This window comes from Nocardia sp. JCM 34519.1, assembly GCF_020361265.1.
GTDB lineage: Bacteria > Actinomycetota > Actinomycetes > Mycobacteriales > Mycobacteriaceae > Nocardia > Nocardia arthritidis_A.
On record NZ_JAIRBR010000018.1, the window covers coordinates 25385 to 44005 of the forward strand.

The 18621-nt window shown below is 67.2% G+C and carries 22 protein-coding genes; 18 read left to right on the forward strand and 4 right to left on the reverse strand.

Annotated features, from left to right (window positions below; genetic code table 11):
* The first annotated feature begins 80 nt into the window (after positions 1–80).
* The 8 genes from LGY53_RS32595 to LGY53_RS32630 all read left to right on the forward strand — a co-directional run bounded on the left by LGY53_RS32595 (position 81) and on the right by LGY53_RS32630 (position 6423).
* Positions 81–893, forward strand: a complete 813-nt coding sequence (locus tag LGY53_RS32595) for an SAM-dependent methyltransferase (protein WP_225730537.1) — start codon at positions 81–83, stop codon at positions 891–893.
* Between the two features lie 22 nt (positions 894–915).
* A complete protein-coding gene (locus tag LGY53_RS32600; protein ID WP_225730538.1) occupies positions 916–1794 on the forward strand; it encodes a LysR family transcriptional regulator in 879 nt (292 codons plus the stop codon).
* Between the two features lie 80 nt (positions 1795–1874).
* Positions 1875–3017 carry an FAD-dependent oxidoreductase gene (locus LGY53_RS32605; RefSeq protein ID WP_225730539.1) on the forward strand — a complete coding sequence of 381 codons (1143 nt, stop codon included), beginning with the start codon at positions 1875–1877 and terminating at the stop codon, positions 3015–3017.
* Positions 3014–3901, forward strand: coding sequence for an RNA polymerase sigma-70 factor (locus tag LGY53_RS32610; RefSeq protein ID WP_225730540.1), 888 nt, complete (start codon positions 3014–3016; stop codon positions 3899–3901). Before LGY53_RS32605 ends, LGY53_RS32610 begins: the two co-directional genes overlap by 4 nt.
* A 99-nt stretch (positions 3902–4000) precedes the next feature.
* Positions 4001–4141: a hypothetical protein gene (locus LGY53_RS32615; protein WP_225730541.1), complete on the forward strand. Its 141-nt coding sequence runs from the start codon at positions 4001–4003 to the stop codon at positions 4139–4141.
* 125 nt (positions 4142–4266) lie between these two features.
* The gene (locus LGY53_RS32620) at positions 4267–4944 is read left to right on the forward strand and encodes a TetR/AcrR family transcriptional regulator (protein ID WP_225730542.1); all 678 of its coding nucleotides are present in this window, start codon (positions 4267–4269) and stop codon (positions 4942–4944) included.
* Positions 4941–5555, forward strand: a complete 615-nt coding sequence (locus LGY53_RS32625; protein ID WP_225730543.1) for an NAD-dependent epimerase/dehydratase family protein — start codon at positions 4941–4943, stop codon at positions 5553–5555. The genes LGY53_RS32620 and LGY53_RS32625 overlap by 4 nt, the downstream gene beginning before the upstream one ends.
* A gap of 424 nt (positions 5556–5979) precedes the next feature.
* Positions 5980–6423 carry an SRPBCC family protein gene (locus tag LGY53_RS32630; RefSeq protein WP_225730544.1) on the forward strand — a complete coding sequence of 148 codons (444 nt, stop codon included), beginning with the start codon at positions 5980–5982 and terminating at the stop codon, positions 6421–6423.
* Here the strand turns inward: LGY53_RS32630 and LGY53_RS32635 are convergent.
* Complete coding sequence (locus LGY53_RS32635) at positions 6362–7555, reverse strand: Cmx/CmrA family chloramphenicol efflux MFS transporter (RefSeq protein WP_225730676.1); 1194 nt, start codon at positions 7553–7555, stop codon at positions 6362–6364. The genes LGY53_RS32630 and LGY53_RS32635 overlap by 62 nt on opposite strands.
* 365 nt (positions 7556–7920) lie before the next feature.
* Between LGY53_RS32635 and LGY53_RS32640 the strand changes: the two genes are divergently transcribed.
* The 3 genes from LGY53_RS32640 to LGY53_RS32650 are packed head-to-tail and all read left to right on the forward strand — an operon-like array spanning position 7921 to position 10403.
* Positions 7921–8844, forward strand: coding sequence for a phosphotransferase (locus tag LGY53_RS32640; protein ID WP_225730545.1), 924 nt, complete (start codon positions 7921–7923; stop codon positions 8842–8844).
* Between the two features lie 16 nt (positions 8845–8860).
* Positions 8861–9505, forward strand: a complete 645-nt coding sequence (locus LGY53_RS32645; RefSeq protein ID WP_225730546.1) for a nucleotidyltransferase domain-containing protein — start codon at positions 8861–8863, stop codon at positions 9503–9505.
* A 46-nt stretch (positions 9506–9551) separates the two neighbouring features.
* Positions 9552–10403 carry an SAM-dependent methyltransferase gene (locus LGY53_RS32650; protein ID WP_225730547.1) on the forward strand — a complete coding sequence of 284 codons (852 nt, stop codon included), beginning with the start codon at positions 9552–9554 and terminating at the stop codon, positions 10401–10403.
* On the opposite strand, the gene LGY53_RS32655 is transcribed toward LGY53_RS32650, so the two are convergent.
* Together LGY53_RS32655 and LGY53_RS32660 are read right to left on the reverse strand one after the other, a co-directional pair.
* Positions 10400–10708 (reverse strand): transcriptional regulator, encoded by a 309-nt coding sequence (locus LGY53_RS32655; protein ID WP_225730548.1) that lies wholly within the window; start codon positions 10706–10708, stop codon positions 10400–10402. The two genes, LGY53_RS32650 and LGY53_RS32655, sit on opposite strands and share 4 nt — an antisense overlap.
* Positions 10705–11127 carry a hypothetical protein gene (locus tag LGY53_RS32660; RefSeq protein WP_225730549.1) on the reverse strand — a complete coding sequence of 141 codons (423 nt, stop codon included), beginning with the start codon at positions 11125–11127 and terminating at the stop codon, positions 10705–10707. Before LGY53_RS32660 ends, LGY53_RS32655 begins: the two co-directional genes overlap by 4 nt.
* 257 nt (positions 11128–11384) lie before the next feature.
* On the opposite strand from LGY53_RS32660, the gene LGY53_RS32665 reads away from it, so the two are divergent.
* The 6 genes from LGY53_RS32665 to LGY53_RS32690 all read left to right on the forward strand — a co-directional run bounded on the left by LGY53_RS32665 (position 11385) and on the right by LGY53_RS32690 (position 16463).
* Positions 11385–12827 carry a form I ribulose bisphosphate carboxylase large subunit gene (locus LGY53_RS32665; protein WP_225730550.1) on the forward strand — a complete coding sequence of 481 codons (1443 nt, stop codon included), beginning with the start codon at positions 11385–11387 and terminating at the stop codon, positions 12825–12827.
* A 19-nt stretch (positions 12828–12846) separates the two neighbouring features.
* Entirely contained in the window at positions 12847–13269 is a 423-nt protein-coding gene (locus LGY53_RS32670) for a ribulose bisphosphate carboxylase small subunit (protein ID WP_225730551.1), read from the forward strand.
* Positions 13259–14257 carry an AAA family ATPase gene (locus tag LGY53_RS32675; RefSeq protein WP_225730552.1) on the forward strand — a complete coding sequence of 333 codons (999 nt, stop codon included), beginning with the start codon at positions 13259–13261 and terminating at the stop codon, positions 14255–14257. Before LGY53_RS32670 ends, LGY53_RS32675 begins: the two co-directional genes overlap by 11 nt.
* A gap of 16 nt (positions 14258–14273) precedes the next feature.
* Entirely contained in the window at positions 14274–15341 is a 1068-nt protein-coding gene (locus LGY53_RS32680; RefSeq protein WP_225730553.1) for a class 1 fructose-bisphosphatase, read from the forward strand.
* A 7-nt stretch (positions 15342–15348) separates the two neighbouring features.
* On the forward strand, positions 15349–16227 hold the full coding sequence (locus LGY53_RS32685) for a phosphoribulokinase (protein ID WP_225730554.1): 879 nt from the start codon (positions 15349–15351) through the stop codon (positions 16225–16227).
* Positions 16228–16322: 95 nt separating this feature from the next.
* A complete protein-coding gene (locus tag LGY53_RS32690; RefSeq protein ID WP_225730555.1) occupies positions 16323–16463 on the forward strand; it encodes a hypothetical protein in 141 nt (46 codons plus the stop codon).
* A gap of 12 nt (positions 16464–16475) precedes the next feature.
* Here LGY53_RS32690 and LGY53_RS32695 read toward each other — a convergent pair whose 3' ends face one another.
* The gene (locus LGY53_RS32695; RefSeq protein ID WP_225730556.1) at positions 16476–17267 is read right to left on the reverse strand and encodes an aldose 1-epimerase; all 792 of its coding nucleotides are present in this window, start codon (positions 17265–17267) and stop codon (positions 16476–16478) included.
* Between the two features lie 109 nt (positions 17268–17376).
* Between LGY53_RS32695 and LGY53_RS32700 the strand changes: the two genes are divergently transcribed.
* Positions 17377–18543, forward strand: a complete 1167-nt coding sequence (locus LGY53_RS32700; protein ID WP_225730557.1) for a thiolase family protein — start codon at positions 17377–17379, stop codon at positions 18541–18543.
* The last annotated feature ends 78 nt before the right edge of the window (positions 18544–18621 follow it).

Sequence of the window (18621 nt, forward strand, 5' to 3'; positions counted from 1 at the left end):
GTTGGCGAAGCGCGCACCTCGCCAGGCGCGGTCTCCTACCATGAAGGGCAGGCACGGAACTCGTGGACGAGGGTGTTGACATGGCCGATCAGCCGAACACGATAGACCAGAGCAAGCCGAGCATCGCGCGAGTTTACGACTACCTACTCGGCGGCAAGGATAATTATCTCGTCGATCAGCAGGTCGGCGACCATTTCAAGAACGAACTGCCCGGTTCGGTGGCGATCGCGCAGACGAACCGTCAGGCCCTGATCCGCGCGGTGCGCGATATGTCGGCCGCCGGGATGCGGCAATTCCTCGATTTCGGCAGCGGGTTGCCCACTGTCGACAATGTGCATCAGGTCGCCGAACGGCATGCGCCGGGCAGCCGGGTGGTCTATGTCGATATCGATCCGATCGTGCTCGCGCATGCTCGGGCGCTGCTGGCCACGAACAACAGCACCACCGTGATCCAGGCGGATCTGCGCGATCCGAAGCGGATTCAGGACGATCCGGAGGTCGCGCGGCTGATCGACTTCAGCCAACCGGTCGGGATCGTGTTCAGTGCCATCCTGCATCACCTCAACGACGAGGAGAATCCCGCCGAGGTCGTGCGCTACTGGACCGATCAGCTGGTGCCGGGCAGTCTGGTCTACATCTCGCACTTCCGGTCCGGGCACAATGCGGAAACCGAGGCGGCCGAGCGGAAACTGCACGACACCTTCGGGCGCGGCCGGTGGCGCGACGACAACGAGATCCGGGAGCTGTTCGGCGATCTGGAAATTCTCGAGCCGGGCATCACCTACTGCGTCGCCTGGCGGCCCGATGTGCGCGATGCCGCGACCGGTGAGACGGCGCGGCGGCCGACGGTGTGGGAACAGCTGATCGTTTCGGGGTTGGCGCGGAAGAACTGACCGGCGCCCGCGCGCAGCCGTCATGGGCATGGTGAGCGCGGGCCGGATGGAAACGTTCCTCGCCGTCGCCCGTCACGCCAGCATCCGGCGGGCGGCGGCGCAGTTGCACGTCACCGAGGCCGCGGTGTCGGCGGCGGTGGCGCATATCGAAAAACAGTTGGGCGCCAAGCTCATTGCCAAATCCGGTCGGGGGATCACGCTCACCGAGGCGGGCCGGGTCTACGCCGACTACTGCCGCAGCATCCTCGGTTTGATGGAGGAGGCCCAGGCCGCGGTGCGGCAGGCCGAGACCGGACGGCTGCGGATCGGGGTGGTCGCGACGGCCGGGGAGTATGTGCTGCTGCGCCCGCTGGTCTCGTTCCGCAGTCGCTATCCGGATATCGAGCTGAGCCTGTCGATTCATCCGCGCGATGTGCTGTTCCTCGAATTGCGGCATCACGAAACGGATCTCGTCATCGCGGGGCGGCCGCCGCGCGACGCGGGCCTGGTGACCAGGGCGCGCCGGGCCAGTCAACTCGTCGTGGTGGGCCCGCCACACGAGCGAGACGCGTTGCGCGCCACCTGGTTACTGCGCGGGCGCGGCTCGGGGACCAGGGAAGCCACGCTGAGCCTGTTCGAACGGCTGCAGATCAACCCGCCGACGCTGACCCTCGGCACCCACGGCGCGGTGCTGGCGGCAGCGCGAGAAGGGTTGGGTGTCACGCTGATTCACAGCGATGCCATCTCACAGGACCTGACATCCGGGGTGCTGCGGGTGCTCACGGTGCCGGGTACGCCGCTGGACCGGCCGTGGCATGCCACCACCACCCGCAGCCCGGCCCCGACGGCCCGGCTGTTCCTGTCGCACATCACCGATCCGGCGGCGGTCGGGAAAGACGCGTTCCGGGCCTGTGATCGGTGACACAACGTCGCGGCGTCACGGTCGCGGCATTCCCGGTGTCCATGAGGTATCGGCTTCGAACGAATCGGGAGGTGGTCGCGGTGACGCACGTGGTGGTGATCGGCGCCGGGTACGCGGGCGTGATGGCAGCGAATCGGATTGCGGCCAAAGGTAATTCGGATATTCACGTGACGGTCGTCAATGCGCGGCCGGAGTTCGTGGAACGGATCAGGCTGCACGAGCACGCGACCGGCGGTGCGGTGGCGTGGCGGCCGTTGAGCGAGTTGCTGCATCCCTCGGTGCGGCTGCGGGTCGCGACGGCGGAGACGATCGGTGCGCGGTCGGTGCGGCTCGACGACGGTGCGGTGATCGATTTCGATTATCTGCTCTACGCGGTGGGCAGTATGGCGGCGCTGGGGCCCGTCGGATGCGAACATGCCTGGAGCATCGCCGATTTCGACACCGCCGAGGCACTGCGCGCCAAACTGCGGCGGCTGCCCGCCGGCGCTCGGGTCGTCGTGGTCGGGGGTGGCCTCACCGGAATCGAGAGCTCCGCGGAGATCGCCTACCGGTATCCGGCGCTGACAGTCGAATTGGTCTCGGATACGGTCGCGGGATGGCTGCCGGAGGCGAGCAGGGCGACCATCGCGCGCAGGCTGGCGGATCTCGGTGTGGTGTTGCGTACTGGGTTGCGGGTCAACGGTATTCGCGCGAACGAAATCGTAACCGACGCGGGGCCGCTGTTCAGCGACTGCACGGTGTGGGCGGGTTCGTTCGCGGTGCCGGACCTGGCGCGACGCAGCGGACTACCGGTGGCCGCCGACGGACGGCTGCGCACCGATGAGACGCTGGTGTGCGTGGACCATCCGCGGATTGTCGGCATCGGTGACGCCGTTGCGCCGCCCCACGATGTCGGCGATCATTTGCGAATGAGTTGCCAGGCAGCGATACCGTTGGGAGCACACGGCGCGGACACCGTGCTCGCGCTGATCCGGGGCGCGCAACCCGCGCCGATCTCGATCGGCATGGGCGGGCAGGGGATCAGCCTCGGGCGGCGCGACGGGTTCATCCAGGTCTCGCGCGTCGACGACACCCCGGTCCGGATCGCGTTTTCCGGGCGGGCCGCGGCCGTGCTCAAGGAACGCGTCTGCCGCTACACGCTGTTCGAGCTCCGGCATCCGCGGTTGCACTGGTGGCTGCGCGGTCCGGCCGTAGCGGCCGACCCGGTCGGTGCGCCGGTATGAGCGAAGCGGATGTATTCGATCAGCTGCGGCCGCTGCTGTTCACCATCGCGTACGAGATCCTCGGCAGCGCCGCCGACGCGGAGGATGTGTTGCAGGACAGCTATCTTCGCTGGCGCGACACCGATCACGCCGAGGTCGAGCACCCGCGAGGTTATCTGGTCCAGATCGTCACCCGCCAGGCGCTGAACCAACTGCGGACGGTGCGGCGCAGGCGCGAGGACTACCTCGGCAGCTGGCTGCCCGAACCGATCCGCACCGAACACGACGCCAGCCACGATGTGCTGCTGGCCGAATCGGTGTCGATGGCGATGCTGCTGGTGCTGGAGACGCTCACACCCACCGAGCGGGCGGTGTTCGTTCTGTCCGAGGTGTTCGGGCACAGCCTCGTCGAAATCGCGGGCATGATCGGCAAATCCGATACCGCGGTGCGCCAGATCGCGCACCGCGCCCGCTCACACGTGCAGGCCCGCCGCAAACGCTTCGAACCCGACACCGACACCAGCGAGGCGGTGATCGGCCGCTTCCTGCTCGCCGCCCGCACCGGTGACGTCCAAGCCCTGATGGACGTCCTCGCCCCCGACGTCGTCCAGATCTCCGACGGCGGCGGTCGCGTCACCGCCGCCCGCCACCCCATCGTCGGCGCCGAACCGGTCGCCCGATTCCTCATCCGCCTCGCCCGAAACACCATGGCGGACATGGACATCGAATTCGGCACCTTCAACGCACTACCCGCGGTTCTGCTGCGCTCCGAAGGTCGTTTGGATTCCGTTCTGATGATCGAGGTGTCGGGGGAGCGCATCACAGGCCTCTACGCGGTCCGCAACCCTGACAAGCTGCGCACCGTGAACGTGGTGCGCACGCTGGAGCGAGGCGGGGACGACTGATCCCCTCGGCAACCGTCCATGGGCAGTCCGGTGGAGGGTACTCGAACCCGTACTGCCCCTTGCCTTTACGACGCGCCCCGGGAGACCGGCAACCTCGACATGATTGCGCCGTTCCCGTACCCGGCGTGGCCCGATGCGACACATCTGACGGTGATCAATGCGGTCGCGGCCCGTCTGGCGAACATCCAGATCGCGGCAGGGCGCGCTCTGGGCGTCGGCGGTGGACTCGTCATCTGGTGATCCAGTTTCCCGGGATTCGATCCGGCGTAACCGGTGGTCAACAGCGCCGCGGTGCCGGTGATCGCTAGAGCATTACTATAGCGAATCTCATTAGAGTGACACTCTAGTGAAGTAGCATTCGAGGCATGACAGGCAAAAACACCGGTGTGCGGGCGGCCAAGACAATGGCCAACCGAGCCAAGATGCTGGCGGCGGCACGGGAACTGTTCACCACCCGCGGCTATACGGCGACGACGATGAAGGCGATCGCCGAGCGGGCGGGGATGGCGGAGCAGACGCTCTACTTCACCTTCGCCACCAAACGCACGATCCTGTCCGAACTACTCGACATCGAGATCGCCGGCGACACCGAACCGGTCGCCACCATGGACCGTCCCTGGTTCGCGGCGGCGGTGGCGGCTGCGCCCACCGAGCAGATCCGGCTTCAAGTCGCCGCGGCGGCAACGATTTACGCCCGTGTCAGCCCGCTGCTCGAGGTGATCAGGTCGGCCGCGGCGACCGATCCCGAACTCGCCGAGCCCTGGGAAACCAATATCGCCCAGCGTCACCTGGTCCAGCTCCGCCTGGCCGAGGCCCTCGCCGCCAAGACACCGCTGTGCCGGGGTATCACTGCTGCCCGCGCTGCCGATATCGCGCTCGCCACGCTGGCCCCGGAAACCTACCGATTACTCGTCCACGAGCGCGGCTGGACCGATGCCGAGTGGACGTCCTGGGCCGCCGAGGCTCTCATCCTGCAATTGCTCCCATCAGGACGATCGAACGGAGACTCCGTGGAAACGTCCGCGCCGGAGGGGGCGCGGTGAGCGTGCTGGTACTGGGCGGGTACGGAGCCGTCGGCGCTCACCTGGTCCGGCTGCTGCGCGCGCGGAGAATCCCGGTGCTCGCGGCCGGACGCGACGCGGCACGCGCGGACCGGGTGATCGATGTAACCGCGATGGACAGTTTCACAACCGCGTTGGCCGGGGTATCGATCGTGGTGAATTGCACGGGCGCCGAAGACATCCGGCTCGCCCAGGAGTGCACCCGCCGCGGGGTCGTATTCGTCGAGATCTCAGCGACCTCCGACTATGTGCAGGCATTGGAGCACGTCGAGGGGCCGGTGGTACTCGGCGTCGGGTTGGCGCCCGGCCTGACAACCCTGCTCGCCGTCGACGCGCTCTCGGGCGACCTCGGCCCGGTCGATATCATGATCGGGCTCGGTTCCGGCGAACGCCACGGTCCCGCCGCGACGGCTTGGACCTATCGGCTGCTGGGACGGCACTTCGCCGACCACGACGGCACCAGCGTCCGCAACTTCACCAAACCCGCGCGCTTCACGGTCCCCGGACCGGCCGGCTACAAACCGTTTCCCGCGCTGCGCGCCGACTTCACCGACTCACCCGCGAATACGCGGTCCCCGTCCGCACTTATCTGAGACTGGATTCCCGGCTTGCCACCGCCGGGCTGGCGGCACTCACCTGGGCGCCGGCACTGCGGGCGCTGGCTCCACGGCGAATGCCCGGCAGCGACAGATGGGTGGTCCTCGCCCGACCCGCCGACGGACCGATTCGGTGGGCTACCGGCCGTGGACAATCCCTGGCCACAGCCGCGGTCGCCGCCACGACCGTCCAGGAGGTAACACACCACCGAATCACCGCACCGATATGGATCCACGAACTACTCGAGATCGACACACTGCGACACGATCTATCGGCAGTAGGTATCAGGCTCTGACATCCGACTCGACCAACAACCGGCGGCTCGCCGGTCGGCGTGGTTGTGCGGCAGGTCACACCGGCGCGGTGTCACGGTGTTCGTCTGGGCGGTGTCTGTGGGGTGTCGGGAACTTTGGAGGCGACATGGAGACCTTTACTGTCGAGCGCGTTATCGCGGCACCGGTTGAGCGGGTATTCGATTGGTGCTCGGTGACGTCGAACTATGAGCGCAGCGGGTGGGTGGTGCGTGATGTGCTCACCCGGCCCGGTGAGGGCGCGCCGTACGGGCTGGGCGCGATCCGGCAGCACACCTGGCTGATCGGCCGGTTCGTGGAGCGCATCACCCGGTACGACGCGCCGAAGGCGTTCGATTACGTTGTGGACCACAGCTTTCCGCCCGCCCGCCACGAGGGCGGCACCATGACGTTCGAGGCGGTGCCGGGTGGCACCAGGGTGGTGTGGAGCACCACCGTCGAGGTGCCGTTCGGCGGCGCGTTCGTGACGCGCAGAATCGCCGGGCCCGTCATCACTTACGTGTTCGGACGGATCCTGCGCGCCTGCGAAAGGGAGCTCGTCGCAGCGAGCTGAGCCGTGATCCGGCCGTTGTCGCGTACGGGAAAACGCAGGCGGCACAGGTGAATACGGCGCTGGTCCACAGTGCCGCGGTGGCTCGGCCGGTGTGATCGACGACGAGTCCGGCGAGTGCGGGGCCGAGGACCGCGCCGATATTGAGGGCGGTGGTCGCCAGCGCACCGGCGATATGTGGTGCGCTCGGCGCCGCGGTGCGCACGATCGTCGCGATGAGGGTCGAGCCGACACCGAATGCGACCGCGCCGGTCACCACGGCCAGCGCGGATACTCCGGCGAGCGTGTGGGCGGTGATCGCCGCGAGTACCCAAACCCCCACGAGCACAACGGTTCCTGTGTCGATGATCGTCCGGCCGTGGCGGTCGCCGTAACGCCCGGCGAGCGTCACACCGGCGAATGAGCCGAGCCCGAACAGGGCCAGCGCCAACGGAATCCACCGCTCGTCCGCGCCGGTCGCCGCGGTGATGGCGCCGAGGTAGGTGAACCCGGCGAACGTCGCGGCATTGACGAGCACCCCGAGCGCGACCGGGGTGCGGATTTCGCTGCGGCCCAACACTATCCACTCGCGGCGAATGGGCGATTCCGGCGGCTGAGCGTGATCGGATCCGGTCAGCGCCCACACCGGGATCAGGACCAGCGCGCTGAGGCCCGCGACGGCCCAGAACGCCGAACGCCAACCCCATATCTGTCCGAGCAGCGTGCCCGCGGGCACACCCGCGATACAGGCCACCGTCACCCCGGACACCACCACCGAGGTGGCGCGCCCGAGCCGGGCCGGGCCGATCAATCGGGGCAGCGCCGCCAGCGCGACGGCGAGGAATCCGGCATTGGACACCGCGGCGAGTACGCGTGTCGCCAGCAGTACGGTGAAATCCGTTGTGACAGCGCCGATCACGTGCGCCACACAGAACAGCGCCAGGAAGGCGGCGGTCGCGACGCGGACCGGCAATCGGCCCGCCGCCATCGCCATGATCGGCGCACCCACCACCATGCCCGCCGCGAACAGCGAGGTCAGCAGGCCTGCGGCGCCGACGGAAACGCCGATATCGGAGGCGATCGGTGCCAGCAGACCCGACACCATGAACTCGGATGTACCCTGCGCGAAGACCGCGACAGCGAAGACGAAAACCACAATGGGCAAGACAACTCCCGGAATACCTGGCGCCACAGTCACATTCGCGGCGCCGAGATGGTTGCGGAGTCGGGCGAACCCGACGGCAGAAACCAACAGCGTCCGGCGTTGTGAACGGCACGAACAGGAGCAATGGTTGGCTCACGACGACGCCTCGCGGGCGCTCGGCTCCGTCGCGGGTAAGGCAGCTGCGCCTATGGCTCGCTCACAACGCCGCCCGGCACAGCGGCCGAGCGGCTAACGTCTGGACGACTCCGGGGAGCTCATGGCCGCCACCATAACAAGCCCGTTCGATGCGGCCAAATGATTTGTGGCGTGGTCGAAATTGGCTGGCGACAGCCGGGACGGGGCGAGACGATGGCGGCATGTCCGACGACCGACCACATCGCACGCGCTGGGAGCAGTTGCCCGACGCGGTGCGCAACGCGGTCCAGCAACAGTTGCGCGACACGGTCATCGCGGTGGTCACACCGCAGGGTGGATTCACCCACGGCATGGCGGCGCTGCTCGAACTAGCTAGCGGCCGAACGGTTTTCGCCAAGGCCATCGAATGCGCCGATCCGTTGGCGGCGATGTATCGCGCCGAAAGCGCAACGGTCGCCGGGCTTCCGGTGCGGACGCCGACACCGCGGCCGCTCGGCACGCTGGAGGCGGACGGCTGGCTGGTGCTGTTGTTCGAGGCGGTCGCCGGTCGCCATCCACGGCTGGACGACCCGGCCGAACTGTCAACGGTCCTACGCACGGTCGAGGAACTGGCCGAAGTACTCACCCCGAACCCGCTGCCGGACGCGCCGACCATCGAGCACGCGTACGGTGTGGCATTCACGGGGTGGCGAGGATTCGCCGAACACGGCCCGCCCACCGACCTCGACGAATGGTCGCTGCGCAACCTGGACCGCCTCGCCGACCTAGAGGCCGGATGGTGCCCACCAGCAACTGGAAATACGTTGCTGCACACCGACCTTCGCCCCGACAACATGCTGATCCGATCCGACGGCCGAGTCCTGGTGGTCGACTGGGCCTGGCCGTGTCACGGCGCGGCCTGGGTGGATCTGGTGCTGCTGGGCCCATCCATGTTGGCGGCCGGGGTCGACCCGGAACCGATCTTCGCCGCCCATCCGCTCACGGCGGACGTCGACCCGGCCGCCATCCTCGCGATGATGTGCGCGATGTACGGCTTCTGGGCCCGCAACAGCAGACAACCCGCGCCACCCAAATCGCCGGGCCTGCGCGCCTATCAGGCTTGGCATGCCGATCTCACCCGGGACTGGCTGAAGCGACGGCTCTGATGCGAGATTCGTACACATGGACGACGATCTCCCGGCGGGCGGCCGCCGAATCGACCTGGCCGAGTGCGAGCGCCGATGGAAAGCGTGGACACCGGCTCAGGTAGCAGCGAAGCTCGCAGGCGTCTCCGTACCCTGGTGCGTCACCGCCGGATGGGCGCTGGACCTGTTCGCCGGTGAACAGACCCGCGACCACGGCGATATCGAAATCACTGTTCCCCGAGCCGCATTCGGCGAGGTGGTCGCCGCATTGCCGGAGTACGAATGGGATGTCGTCGGCGCGGGCACGGTATGGCCCTACGCCGACGCCGCCGACCACCCCGAACTCCACCAGACCTGGCTGCGAGACCCCGCCACCGGCGAATACCACCTGGACGTCTTCCGCGAACCACACGACGGCGACCGCTGGATCTGCCGCCGGGACAACACAATTACCCTGCCTTACGCGGAATTGATCGAGACCGGACCGGCGGGCATCCCGTACGTGATCCCGGAGGTGGCGCTGCTGTTCAAGGCCAGAGCCCGCCGCCCGAAGGACGACGGTGATTTCGCACGAATCCTGCCGCTGCTCAACGACTATCGCGCCGCGCGACTGTCGGAATGGCTCACCCGCCTGTACCCCGGCCACGCTTGGCTTCCCGCGCTGGCTCGCCGGACCCCGTGACCGCGTATCCGACGCGCACGCGCGAACCTGTGCCAGACTGGCGATCATGGCAGACCGGACAGTACCGACGAATGTGTCCGACACCGCCCGCTGGGTGGCCGCGTATCGGGCGCGGGAGACCGCCCGACCGGATGCGGTGTTCCGTGATCCGCTGGCCGACCGGCTGGCCGGGCCGCAGGGGTATGCGATCGCCGATGCGGCGCCGTCGCTGATGCGCAACGGGTGGCCGGTGGTGACGCGCACCAAGCTGATCGACGACCTGATCGCGAAATCCATTGCGGCGGGCTGTGATCGGGTGCTGAACCTGGCCGCCGGACTCGATACCCGCCCCTATCGGCTGGAGCTGCCGCCGGAGTTGTTGTGGATCGAGGCGGACCTGCCGGAGATGGTGGCCGAGAAGGATGCCGCGCTGGCCGGTGAAACCCCGCGCTGCGTGCTGCGGCGCCACGGCGTCGACCTGGCCGATGACGGCGCGCGCAAGGCGTTCCTGGACGAGGCGCTCGGCCCGCACGACCGGACCGGCGCGGCGGGCAACGCGCTGGTGCTCACCGAGGGGCTGCTGGTCTACCTCGACAACGCCACCGTGACGCGGCTCGCACAGGATCTCGCGCGCCCGGAAATCGCCTGGTGGATAGCCGATCTGGCGACGAGGATCACGAGGGGCCGGGCGGGCTCGGTGTTCGAGAACGCGCCGCTGCGCTTCGAACCGTCGAACGGCGCCGGATTCTTCGAGGAATTAGGTTGGCAGATAACGGATCTCGAACAGCTCATGGTGTCCGCGCGCAAACTGCGGCGGCTGCCGTTGGTGCTGCGCCCGTTCAGCTATCTGCCGCAACCGGATCCGCGTCGCCCGGGCCGCACCCCGTGGTCGGCCGTGCTGCGTTTCCGGCACCGCTAGTCCATCTCCGCCGCGTTGCGCGCGTTCACGGCGGCGATTTCCTGTAGCGCCGCCAGGTGGGCGGTGAGCCGCGCCCGGCCGGAGCGAGTGAGCGACAACCAGGTTCGGGGCCTGCGACCGATATACCCCTTGCGGATCTTGACGTGCCCCTCCGCCTCCAGCGCGGTCGCCAGTTTGCTGAGCGTCGGTTCGGAGATCCCGCAACTCTCACGGACAGCGCGGAATTCGGCCTCCGTGCAGCCGGAGAGGAAGGCGACCACCGCCAATCTGGTCGGATGGTGAAATCCCGGTTCCAGCCCGCTCATCGGTGCATCCGGGCCAACCGGAACCATCCGGATGCGCCACCGAGGACACCGGCGACGATGAAGGCCCAGCCGACGCCCGCGGTCAATCCGACCGCGACGGCAACCGCGACAACCGCCATATCGGGCGCATTGTCGATCCAGCGTTGAGCTTTCGGCCGCAGGGACGGCCGGCGCACGACGCCGCCGTGCCGGGCCATCACCACGGTGAGCGCGATCATCGCGACCCACGCGGTGGCCCACACGCCGTTGAGCAGTCCGAACCATGCCGTGTCCCGGCCGAGTAGGACCGAAGTCCCGAATGCCTCCGCGCCGATGGCCCACAGCGCCGCGAACAGCGGGGGATACCAACCGGGGGTGCGGTTTCGGGCGGCGGCCTGCTGTGCGCCCGCGGCGATTCCGAGTGCTTGGTGTGCGTCCATGTTGTTGATCCCTCCCGATGAAGCGGTCGATGCTGTGCCGTCGATCTTGGCATCTACTTTCCAAGTATGCAAGTAGATGCCAGCTGGCGTGGAGCGGCGGCACGTTGCGGCGGTCGGCGGTCGGTACCCATCGGCTGGTGAGACGAAACTCGAATTATTCGTTGGGTATTCGCAGAAACATTCAAATTGTTTGTCGCTGAGGCGGCCGTCATCCTGGAATCCACCAAGCGCCGAGGCGCCGGAAACCGGGAGGAACGATGGCCGCAGAAACCGAACGGGACCGCTGGGATCCGGGCGTCCAATCCTATGCGTCGATGGGATACTACGCGCCGGATTATCGGCCGTCCGATACCGATGTGCTGGCCGTTTTCCGGGTGACGCCGCAGCGCGGAGTGGATCCGGTCGAGGCGGCCGCCGCGGTGGCGGGTGAATCCTCCACGGCCACCTGGACAGTGGTGTGGACCGACCGGTTGACCGCGCATTCGCGGTATCAGGCGAAGTGCTACCGGCTCGACGAGGTACCGGGCCGGCCGGGCGAGTATTTCGCCTATATCGCCTATGATCTCGATCTTTTCGAGGAGGGTTCGATCACCAACCTGACCTCGTCGATCATCGGCAACGTATTCGGTTTCAAACCGCTGCTGGCGCTGCGCTTGGAGGATATGCGCATTCCGGTGGCGTATGTGAAGACGTTTCAGGGCCCGCCGCACGGAACGGTGATGGAGCGGGAATACCTGAACAAATACGGCCGCCCGCTGCTCGGTGCGACGGTGAAACCGAAACTCGGTCTGTCGGCCCGCAATTACGGCCGGGTGATCTATGAGGCGTGCAAGGGCGGCCTGGATTTCACCAAGGACGACGAGAACATCAATTCACAGCCGTTCATGCGCTGGCGCGATCGCTATCTGTTCGCGATGGAGGGTGTGAACCGGGCGATGTGCGAGACCGGTGAGATCAAGGGCCACTACCTGAATGTCACCGCGGCCAGCATGGAGGAAATGTACGAGCGCGCCGAATTTGCCAGGGAGCTCGGCAGCGTGGTGATCATGATGGATCTGACGGTCGGTTTCACCGCGATGCAGTCGATGTCGCGCTGGGCCCGGCGCAACGGGCTGCTGCTGCATCTGCACCGGGCCGGGCATTCCACCTACACCCGGCAGAAGACACACGGGGTGAGTTTCCGGGTGCTGGCCAAGTGGTGCCGGTTGATCGGGGTGGATCATCTGCACGCGGGCACCGTCGTCGGCAAGCTGGAGGGCGATCCGGCGACCACCCGCGGCTTCTATGACACGTTGCGGGAGAACCACATTCGCACCGAACCGGCGAACGGGATCTTCTTCGACCAGCATTGGGCGAGCCTGCCCGGGGTGATGCCGGTGGCGTCGGGCGGGATCCACGCCGGCCAAATGCACCAGCTGCTGGACCTTTTCGGCGACGATGTGGTGTTGCAGTTCGGCGGCGGCACCATCGGGCATCCGCTGGGCATCGCGGCGGGCGCGGAGGCGAACCGGGTGGCGCTGGAGGCGGTTGTCAAGGCACGCAACGAAGGTCGTGATCTGTTGCGGGAGGGTCCCGAGGTGCTGCGCAAGGCCGCCGAGTGGTGCCGCCCGCTCGATGTCGCGCTGGCGACCTGGGGCGATGTCACCTTCGAATACACATCCACCGACGCCCCCGATGCGGTGCCGACGGCCACTCGCTGAAATCCCTTGGAGCACAGTCATGTATCTGCGTCACGGCACCTTCTCGTATCTGCCCGAGCTGACCGACGCCGAGATCGCCGCTCAGGTGCGTTACGCACTGCTGAACGGGTGGCCGGTGTCGATCGAATACAGTGACGACCCGCATCCGCGCAACGCGTACTGGGAGATGTGGGGCCTGCCGCTGTTCGATCTCGACGAGCCCGACGGCGTGCTCGCCGAAATCGATTCCTGCCGAGCCACATTCCCCAACCACTACGTCCGTGTGCTGGCCTACGACGCCCGCTACACCCGTCAGACGACCGCGCTGAGTTTCCTGGTGCAGCGTCCCGCCGAGGAGCCGGGCTTCCTGCTCACCCGCGTCGAGGGCGCGGACCGGCGCCAGCGCTACGGTGTGCACTCCTATGCCACCGATGTGCCGCAGGGGCGCCGGTATGTCGGTTGACGGGGGATCGGCCGGTTTCCGGATGCACCGGCCGGGCGGCGACGGCCCCCGGTCGGTGCTCGCCGAAACGGCGCCGGAACCCGAGCCGCCGCTGGATGATGATGCGCTGCTGGATCTTTCGGCCGATATCGCCGGTGACCACGTGGCCGCGACGCTGGACCGGCTCGACGCCGAACTGGTCGGCCTGGCGAATGTGAAGCGCCGGGTGCGGGAGATCGCGGCGCTGCTGTTGATCGATCGGGCCCGGCAGCGGTTCGGGCTGAGCGCCTCGCGCCCGACGATGCACATGTCGTTCACCGGCGGACCCGGCACCGGCAAGACGACGGTGGCGCTGCGCATGGCCGAACTGCTGCACGCACTGGGCTACATTCGTAAACCCAAGGTGCACACCGTGACCCGCGACGATCTGGTCGGCCAGTTCATCGGCCACACCGCGCCGAAGACGAAGGAGGCGCTGGCCAAGGCGGCGGGCGGGGTGCTGTTCATCGACGAGGCCTACTACCTGTTCCGTCCGGAGAACGAGCGGGACTACGGGCAGGAGGTCATCGAAATACTGTTGCAGGAAATGGAATCCGAGCGGACCAGCCTGGTGGTCATCTTCGCCGGATACCCGGACCGGATGGAGCGGTTCTTCTCCGCGAATCCGGGATTGTCCTCGCGGGTGGCGCACCATTTGGAGTTCACCGACTACAGCCACGCCGAGCTGATGGCCATCGCGGATCTGATGGTGGCGCGGGAGAATTTCCGGTTCGACGCGGCGGGCCGGGCTGCCTTCGCCGAATACCTGACGCTGCGGATGACGCGGCCGCGGTTCTCGAATGCCCGCAGCGTGCGAAACGCCTTGGATCGCTGCCGCTTACGGCAGGCCAAGCGGCTGGTCGAGGCGCGCCGCCCGCTGTCGAAGCCGGATCTGATGACGCTGACCGACCGAGATGTGCTGGGCAGCAGTGTATTCGCCGCGACGGACAGCGAACGGGCATCCCCGTGAGGAGTTGAGCGCAGCCATGCCGGAAGGTTTGAAGACCCTCACCCGATACACCATCGAGGAGGAGCACCGGCATCCCGGATCCTCCGGTGAGTTCTCCGCCCTGGTGAATGTGGTCGCCACGGCCACGAAGATCATCGCGAACCAGGTGACCCGGGGTGCGATCGTGGGATCGCTCGGCGCGCACGAGGCCGATAACCTGCCCGCCACCGTGCATCGCAGGATGGACGCGATCGCCAACGACATCATGGTGGGCGAAACCCAGTGGACGGGCCATCTTTCGGCACTGCTGTCCGAGGAACTGCCGCAGGTGCATCCGGTGCCCGACACTCATCGCCGGGGCAAATACCTGCTGGCCTTCGATCCGTTGGACGGCTCGTCGAATATCGACGTCAACCTGCCGGTGGGCACCATCTTCAGCGTGCTCCGGGCGCCGGGCGAAACGGGTTGCGCGGCAACGGAACAGGACTTCCTGCAACCCGGCGAGCGGCAGGTGTGCGCCGGATTCACCCTCTACGGCCCGGCGACCATGCTGGTGCTCACCACCGGCAGCGGCGTCGACGGGTTCACCCTGGACCGGGAGATCGGGGCGTTCGTGCTCACCCATCCGCGGATGCGAATCCCCGACGACACTTCGGGTTTCGCGATCAATGCCGCCAACGAACGGTTCTGGGAGCGGCCGGTGCGCCGCTACGTCCACGAATGCCTCGACGGCACGGAGGGGCCGCGCGGACGCGACTTCAATATGCGCTGGGTGGCCTCCCTGGTGGCCGACACCTTCCACATCCTCACTCGCGGTGGGGTTTACCTGTATCCGCACGACACTCGCTCGCCGGGACGGGTTTCGCTGCTCTACGGCGCGAATCCGATCGCGTTCATCGTCGAGCAGGCGGGCGGTGCGGCGACGACGGGTCACGAGCGGGTGCTCGAGGTGCGACCGGATCGGGCGCATCAGCGGGTTCCGCTGATCTTCGGTTCGCGCAACGAGGTCGAGCGCATCGAGCGCTACCACCGCGAACCGGAGGAGGGGCCCAGCTTCGACAGTTCGCTGTTCGGCACCCGGTCCCTGTTCCGCCCGTTGAAGTGAGGCGCCCATGTCGGTCAAACATCCCGTTGTCGCGATCACCGGATCGTCCGGCGCCGGAACGACCAGTGTCACCAGGACATTTCAGGAGATCTTCCGGCGTGAGGGGATCAATGCGGTGATCGTGGAAGGGGATTCGTTCCACCGCTACGACCGCGGCGAGATGAAGCTGGCGATGGCCGAGGCCGAACAGCATCGCAACCACCGGTTCTCGCATTTCGGCGAGGAGGCGAATCTGCTGAAGGAGTTGGAGGCGCTGTTCCGCGACTACGGTGCGAGCGGGGTCGGCATGGTGCGCCGGTATCTGCACGACGATGCGGAGGCGAAACCCTATGGGCAGCAACCGGGTACGTTCACCCCGTGGGAGGAGTTGGCGCCCGGCAGCGATCTGCTGTTCTACGAGGGACTGCACGGGGCCGCGGTGACCGAGACGGTGGATGTGGCGCGGTATGCCGATCTGCTGGTCGGGGTGGTGCCGATCATCAACCTCGAATGGATTCAGAAGGTGATCCGGGACAAGACCGAGCGCGGGTATTCCAGTGAGGCGGTGATCGATACGATCCTGCGGCGGATGCCCGACTACGTCACCTATATCTGCCCGCAGTTCTCCCGCACCTATGTCAATTTCCAGCGGGTGCCGACCGTGGACACCTCGAATCCCTTTATCGCGCGGACGATTCCGACCGCCGACGAGAGCTTCGTGGTGATCCGGTTCGCCGATCCGAAGGTGATCGACTTCCCGTATCTGCTGTCGATGCTGCACGATTCGTTCATGTCGCGGCCGAATTCCATTGTGGTGCCGGGCGGGAAGATGGAACTGGCGATGCAGTTGATCTTCACGCCGCTGATCCTGCGGTTGATGGACAAGCGGCCCAAGCGAAGCCGGTGACCTTGCCAGTGCGGGGAAGCCGGAGTGGCCATCCGTGCCGTTAAGGTCGGGACGCCAGACGGCCGACGGCCGTGCTCGACAACCGAAGGTATTGGATGAACTTCATCGATCTGTCACTGAGTTGGATGTTCGGCCTGATCGGCCAGATCGCCGCGCCGGGAGCGACCGGATCGTTCGATCCCGGCGCGCCGGGATCGGTCGACCTGTGTCGGATCGGAAAGTCCTGCCTGCCGTAACAAGCGCCCGGATCACAACTTTCGCCAGCTCCAATTCGTCCGCATCGTCAACGGACTTTCCGGAGTGACCGGGCGGGGCAGTGTGTTGAGACCGTTGGGCGGGCCGGATTGCGGTTCGACGCAGACGGCGGCCTCCTGTTCGTCGAAGACCACGACCCACTCGGCCGGGCTGGTGACCGTCAATTCCAGTACGCCGGGCCAGCTGAGGGTGATCTCGACGCCGCCCGGCATGCCGAAGCAGTCGTCCCACGGTCCCGGCCGTGGGGCGATGCGGCGGCCGGTCGGCAGGTGATCGGCGCCGCGTTCCTCCTGCCAGGCCGGGGTGAATTCGATGCGCGCCGGTGCGCCGGCGCCGAGATCGCGGTTGAACCACGGATGCCAACCGGCCTGTGCCGGAAAGGATTCCGCGGCCGATTCCACCCGCATGGTGAGCGTGAGCGAGTCGGCGGACAGTTCGACGGTCTGGGTGACGCGCCCGCCATACGGCCAGGGGTCGGTGAGTTCGTAGGCGAAAGCGGCCGATCGGTCGTCGCGGCGCAGCACGGTCCAGGCGGTGTCGCGGCCGGTGCCGTGGATCGCGTGCGGCGGGTTGTTGATCGGCAGTTGTACGACGGTGCCGTGATTGTCGAAGCGGCCCAGTGCCGTTCGGCCGCACCACGGCACCATCGGGAAGGCGCCGTAGCGCGGGCCCTGGCGCAACAGTTCGATATCGCCGACGCGCAGGCTGCTCAGACGGCAGCCGTTGGCGGGGTCGACGGTGAGGTCGGCGTCTGCGGCGTGCAGCACTACGCGCTCGTCGATCATGGACCGACGATACGGCGGGATGGGCTCGCCTGTGCGGGCGGCCCGGCGTACAGTGAGTTAAGTTAATCGTGATTCACATCGTGATTGCCAGAACCCGCAAGGAGCGCCCATGACTTCCGCCGTCATCGTCGACGTCGTCCGCACCCCGTCCGGGAAGGGTAAACCCGGTGGGGGACTGTCGGATGTTCATCCGGCGACGCTGCTCGCCGGGGTGCTCGGGAACCTGGTGGAGCGCAACGACCTGGATCCGGCGCTGATCGACGATGTGATCGCCGGTTGCGTCACGCAGAGCGGTGAGCAGGCATTCAATATCGGCCGCACCGCGGCGCTGGCCGCGGGTTTTCCGGAGTCGGTGCCCGCCACCACGGTGGATCGGCAGTGCGGATCCAGCCAGCAGGCCGCGCATTTCGCCGCACAGGGCGTGCTCGCGGGCGCATACGACATCGTCATCGCCTGCGGCGTGGAATCGATGAGCCGGGCGCCGATGTTCTCGAACGCGCAGGGTAAGGACGCCAACCGCGCACCACTGGCCCACCGCTACCCCGACGGGCTGATCCAGCAGGGTATCGCCGCCGAAATCATCACGCAGCGTTGGAAATTGGACCGCGAGGCGCTCGACGCGTTCGCCGCGCGCTCGCATCGGCTCGCCGCGGAAACCGCCGCCGCGGGCGGCTTCGGGCGCGAACTCGTGCCCGCGGGCAGCCTGACCGCGGACGAAACCATTCGCCCGAGCACCACGGCCGACGGATTGGCCGCGCTGCGACCGGCATTCGTCGACGAGGCGATGAAACAGCGCTTCCCCGAGATCAATTGGTCGATCACCCCCGGCAACTCCTCACCGCTGACCGATGGCGCCTCGGCCGCGCTGATCATGAGCGAGACCGCGGCGAACCGGCTGGGCCTGCGCCCACGCGCCCGCTTCCACTCCTTCGCCGTCACCGGCGACGACCCGACGCTGATGCTCACCGCGGTCATCCCCGCCACCCGCAAGGTGCTCGCCAAAGCGGGCCTGTCCATCGACGATATCGACGCCTACGAAGTGAACGAGGCATTCGCACCCGTCCCGCTCGTCTGGCAACACGAACTCGCCGCCGACCCGGCCCGCCTCAATCCCCGCGGCGGCGCGATCGCCCTGGGGCACCCCTTGGGCGCCTCCGGCACCCGCCTGCTCACCACCCTCGTCAACCACCTCGACCAAACCGGCGGCCGCTACGGTCTGCAAACCATGTGCGAGGCAGGCGGACTCGCCAACGCCACCATCATCGAGCGGCTGTGATCCGTGAGGTCACGGGCAGGATGATGGATGGTGACCATGGTGGTGGTTCACCTTCTTGGCTCCCGTCGAGGTCCGCAC